This window comes from Kitasatospora sp. NPDC028961 (assembly GCF_055564815.1).
On record NZ_JBVHVO010000009.1, the window covers coordinates 101,243 to 104,496 of the forward strand.

The 3,254-nt window shown below is 75.1% G+C and carries 2 protein-coding genes; one reads left to right on the top strand and one right to left on the bottom strand.

What is annotated here, in order from left to right:
- Positions 1–158: 158 nt before the first annotated feature.
- A complete protein-coding gene (gene nadE, locus ACZ4UX_RS18650) occupies positions 159–989 on the bottom strand; it encodes an ammonia-dependent NAD(+) synthetase (protein ID WP_329490068.1) in 831 nt (276 codons plus the stop codon).
- 294 nt (positions 990–1,283) lie between these two features.
- Between nadE and ACZ4UX_RS18655 the strand changes: the two genes are divergently transcribed.
- Complete coding sequence (locus ACZ4UX_RS18655; protein ID WP_465707442.1) at positions 1,284–3,128, top strand: serine/threonine-protein kinase; 1,845 nt, start codon at positions 1,284–1,286, stop codon at positions 3,126–3,128.
- Positions 3,129–3,254 lie beyond the last annotated feature (126 nt).

Consider the following 3,254-nt stretch of genomic DNA (forward strand, 5'->3'; position numbering starts at 1 on the left):
GCTAAGCATCAAGAGGGGGGAAAACGGGGAAAGGGGGGTATAAAGGACAGGGACTGGGGGTACGAGAGCCTGGCTTACTTCCCGGGGGGGGCGGGGGGGAACGCGGGGCGGGCCCCCCCCCCCCCCCCCCAGGCCGGTGTGGTGGGCCGTGCACCGCCTTACGGGGCGATCGGGAGGCGGCGCTTGTGGTCGGTGAGGCGGTAGCGGCGGACGATCGTCTCGAAGGTCTCCTCGGCGACCGGCTTGCCCTCCAGGAAGTCGTCGATGTCGTCGTAGGTGACACCGAGGGCGTCCTCGTCGGCCTTGCCCGGGGCGAGGGTCTCCAGGTCGGCGGTCGGGACCTTCCGGACCAGCTCGGCCGGGGCGCCCAGGGCGTCCGCGACGGCGCGCACGCGGCGCTTGGTCAGGCCGGTGAGCGGGACGAGGTCGGCCGCGCCGTCGCCGAACTTGGTGAAGAAGCCGGAGACCGCCTCGGCGGCGTGGTCCGTGCCGACGACCAGGCCGTCGTGCGCGCCGGCCACCGCGTACTGGGCGATCATGCGCTGGCGGGCCTTGATGTTGCCGAGCACGAAGTCCTGGTGGCCGGCGTCGCGGAAGGCCACGTCGGCGGCCACGGCGGCGTCGAGCGCGGCGTCGCTGGCGGGCTTGATGTCGACGGTCAGCAGGTGGTCCGGCCGGATGAAGGAGAGCGCGAGCTGGGCGTCGTGCTCGTCGGCCTGGACCCCGTAGGGCAGCCGCATGGCGTAGAACCGCGCCTCGTGCCCGGCGGCCCGGGCGCGCTCGACGGCGAGCTGGCAGAGCCGGCCGGCGGTGGTGGAGTCGACACCGCCGCTGATGCCGAGCACGAGGGCGCGCAGACCGGTGGAGGTCAGCCGCTCGGCGAGGAAGGCCACCCGGCGCTCGATCTCCTTCTCGGCGTGGAAGGTCTCGGCGACCTCCAGCTCCCGGGCGATCTCCTGCTGCAGGGCGATGGACGCCGGCACGCTCACGTCTGCTCCTTGGTCGGGTTCGATGTGCTGTCGCACTCACCCTACTCAGGCCCGATGCCCGGTGGGACGGCCCGCTCGGCCGGTACCGGCGGACGGCCGGGAGGCCGCTCCCGGAGCCGGCGGTCGTGGGAGCCGCCGATTCCCGGCCCGCCCGCTGCCCGCAGACCCGCTGACGATCCGTCGGGGACGGTCCGTAGCATGGGCACGCGCGCGGACGGGGGCCCGGTGCCCTCTGGCAGACTGTGCGACCAGTGGGGCTGTTGGGCCGGGGCATGACAGGTGGGGGCAGAGAGCATGAACAGCCGGGGGACGGTGCTCGGGGGGCGTTACACGCTGACCGAGCGGATCGGCGGCGGGGGCATGGGCTCCGTCTGGCGCGCCGACGACGAGGTGCTCGCACGGCAGGTCGCCGTGAAGATCCTGCATCCGGGACTGGTCGAGGACGGCGCCTTCGTCAAGCGGTTCCGGCGCGAGGCCCAGCTGCTCGCGGCGCTGAAGCACCCCGGCATCGTGGACGTCCACGACTACGGCGAGAGCGGTGAGGACGCCGGGGACGACCGGGTCGCCTACATCGTGATGGAGCTGATCGACGGGCAGCCGCTGGACAAGGTGCTCGCCGAGAGCGGGCCGATGCCGCCCGAACGGGCCCTGGGGCTACTCGCCACCGCGCTGGACGCCCTGCACGCCGCCCACCGGCAGGAGATCGTGCACCGCGACGTCAAACCGTCCAATCTGATGGTCCGGTCGGAGGGCCGGGTGACGGTGACCGACTTCGGCATCGCGCGGGCGGTCGCCAGCACCCGGATCACCGCCTCCCACGCGGTGATCGGGACGGCGCTCTACATGGCCCCCGAACAGGCCGAGGGACAGGCCATCACCCCGGCCTCGGACCTCTACTCGATCGGCGTGGTGGGCTACGAACTGCTCACCGGACAGCCGCCGTTCGTCGGCGAGAGCGTGCTGGAGGTCGCCCTCAAGCACATCCGGGAGCCCGCTCCGGAGCTGCCGGCGGCCGTTCCGGAGGCGGTGCGCGGGCTGATCGCCACCGCGCTGGCCAAGAAGCCGGAGGACCGCTTCGCCGACGCCGGCACGATGGCGGCCGCGGCGCGGGCCGCGATCGCCGCCGCTCCCGGCGCCCCCGCGCTGCCGGCACCGCCGGCCGTTCCGGTGATACCCGCGACGCCCGCCGTAGCCGCGGCCGACGTCGGCAAGGTGGAGTCCCGGGACGCCACCGAACCCGGCACCCGTCGGCGGCGGCGCGGCTTCCTCGTCCCCATCGTCATACCGGTGATCATCACGGCGGGCACCGCGACCGTCCTGCTGATCGACCGCACGCCCTTCACCTCCGAGGCGAAGACGCCCGCGGCGCAGCCGTCCGTCACGGTCTCCGGCCCGGCGAACCCCGGCGGCCCGGCAACGTCGGCCGAGAACGCGACGACCCCGCCGCCGACCACCCCCGCGCCGACCGGCACCCCGACCGCGCCCGCCGCCACCGCGACCCCCGGCGCCCAGCAGTCCACACCCGCGCCGGGCGGCACCGGTGCGGCGAACGGCGGCGGCGCGACCGGAACGGGCGGCACCCCGCGCGCGACCCAGCCGCCGGCCGGCGTCCCGGCCCCGGCGGCCGGCACCGCCGGGGCCGGGAACCAGCCCGCTCCCGGAACGCAGCCCGGCACCCAGCCCAACCCCCAGCCGGCGGCCACCAGCGCCCCGCCGCAGACGCCCGCCACGCCGCCGGGCTGCGGCGGCACCAAGTGGGGGCCGATCGTCAGCGTGGCCTCCGGCCTCAAGCTCGGGCTGTCCAAGGACACCCCGTCGGCCGGCCAGTCCGTGATCATGGGCGGCAACACCGCCTACGGCTGGGTGCGTTCGGACCCGGACCCGGGCGGCTGGTACCACCTCTACCCGTGCAACCTGAGCGGCGCACCGCTCGTCCAGGAGACCGACGGGCGGGTGACGCTCTCGGGCGGCTTCAGCGTCCTGAGCAACTGGAAGGTCAGTGCCGGGAGCACACCGGGCGCCTTCCGTCTCGCGGACTACATGGGCTCCGCGTGCATGACCGACAACGGCGCGGGCAACCAGGTCACCATGGTCACCTGCACCCCCGGGAACAAGTCCCAGGAGTTCAGGATCCCCTGATCGGAGCCGAAGGGGCGGCGGGCCGGCGGGGGGGGGGGGGGGGGGGGGAGGGGGGGGGGGGGGGGAGAGGGGGGGGGGGGGGGGGGGGGGGGGGGGGGGTGGGGGGGGGGGGGGGGGGGGGGGCGT

What these genes read in the sequence shown, in the direction of transcription:
- ACZ4UX_RS18655 (WP_465707442.1), top strand. Translation starts at nt 1,284, where the DNA reads ATGAACAGCCGGGGGACGGTGCTCGGGGGGCGTTACACGCTGACCGAG.